We start from the raw sequence: 1442 nt of genomic DNA on the forward strand, positions 1-1442 counted from the left end.
GGGGTGATCGGCGTCCAAACGGGACCCCCATCTGCGATGGGGTTACAACAGCCTCCGGTTTCATCGGAGGCTTTTTATTTGGATGCTTATTGTGGAAACAATTCTGAAGATAAGACGGCTGGCCCATGTTCAGGGCAAGACGATCAAGGCGATCTGCCGGGAGCTTGGTATATCGCGGAAAGTGGTGCGGAAGGTTCTGCGCAGCGATGAGACGGAGTTCAAATACGAGCGGACCCGTCAACCTCAGCCGAAGCTCGGCCCCTGGCGCGATCAGCTCGATGGAATGCTGCTCGCCAATGCGGCCAAATCCTCTCGCGAACGGCTGACACTGATCCGGATATTCGAGGACTTGCGCGACCTCGGCTACGCGGGCGGTTACGACACAGTCCGGCGCTACGCCCGAACCTGGGCGAAGGAACGCGGCTCGGTTACGGCGGAAGCGTAAGCGGCAAGCTGAGACCGTTCAGCGCGTGTAATTCCACGGCATGAGTGCATCGAGATCGCTGCTGGGCCAACCATTGGCTATGCGCTCGAGTGTCTGGGTGAGCCAGGCCTGCGGATCGACATTGTTCATTTTCGCTGTTTGAAGGAGCGTGGCGATTGTTGCCCAGGTCCTTCCACCGCCATCGCTGCCGGCGAAGAGGCTATTCTTTCTGGTAATTGTCTGGGGCCGGATTGCACGCTCGACTATGTTGTTGTCGAGCTCGATGCGGCCGTCGGTGAGAAAGCGCTCGAAGATGGAGCGACGCGAGGTGGCATAGCGGATCGCCTCGGCCAGCTTCGACTTGCCAGAGATCCGCGGTAGGGTCTTCTGCCAGAGGGCGAAGAGCTCCGTGACAACCGCAGCAGATGTCGCCTGGCGCGCGGCGACACGGGCGTCAGGGCTTTGGCCGCGGGCGGTTTCTTCCACCTGCCAGAGCTTCGCCATCAGTTTCACCGTCTCGGTGGCGATCCTGGAGCTGTCTGAAGCGTGGAGCTCGTAGAACTTGCGCCTGCTATGGGACCAGCAGTAGGCCAGCATCACGCCGTCATTGCCTCCGTCAGATCTGGCAAGCTTGTTATAGGCACCATGTCCGTCAACCTGCAGAATACCGCGATAGCCATTCAGATGCCGGGCGACCCGATCGCCAGCACGGCTATCTTCGAAGCGATAGGCGACCATCGGCGGGCTACTGCCACCGAAGGGTCTGTCATCGCGGGCATAAGCCCAAAGCCAGGCCGTCCTGGCCGATCCGGATCCGGGCGCGAGTGTGGGCAACGTCGTCTCGTCAGCGAAGATACGCTCAGCCTTCTTGATCTCGGCGAGGATGTAGTCGGCCAGGATATCAAGTTCAAAGCCGAGCTTACCCATCCATTGAGCCATCAGCTTCCGGTCAAGCTCGACCTTGTCGCGGGCATAGATTGCCTCCTGCCGATAGAGCGGAAGGCCATCGGCATACTTC

The 1442-nt window shown here is 60.0% G+C and carries 1 protein-coding gene and 1 pseudogene; one reads left to right on the forward strand and one right to left on the reverse strand.

The features are described from left to right. Positions 1-82: 82 nt before the first annotated feature. Positions 83-442 (forward strand): annotated as a pseudogene (locus BLT66_RS26340) (IS21 family transposase); the annotation flags it as partial. Between the two features lie 21 nt (positions 443-463). On the opposite strand, the gene BLT66_RS26345 reads toward BLT66_RS26340, so the two are convergent. Continuing rightward, on the reverse strand, positions 464-1442 hold a 979-nt coding region (locus BLT66_RS26345; RefSeq protein ID WP_143029329.1), incomplete at its 5' end, for an IS66 family transposase.

The sequence above is a fragment of the Rhodoferax sp. OV413 genome (genome assembly GCF_900104385.1).
Taxonomy (GTDB): Bacteria; Pseudomonadota; Gammaproteobacteria; order Burkholderiales; family Burkholderiaceae_C; genus Rhodoferax_B.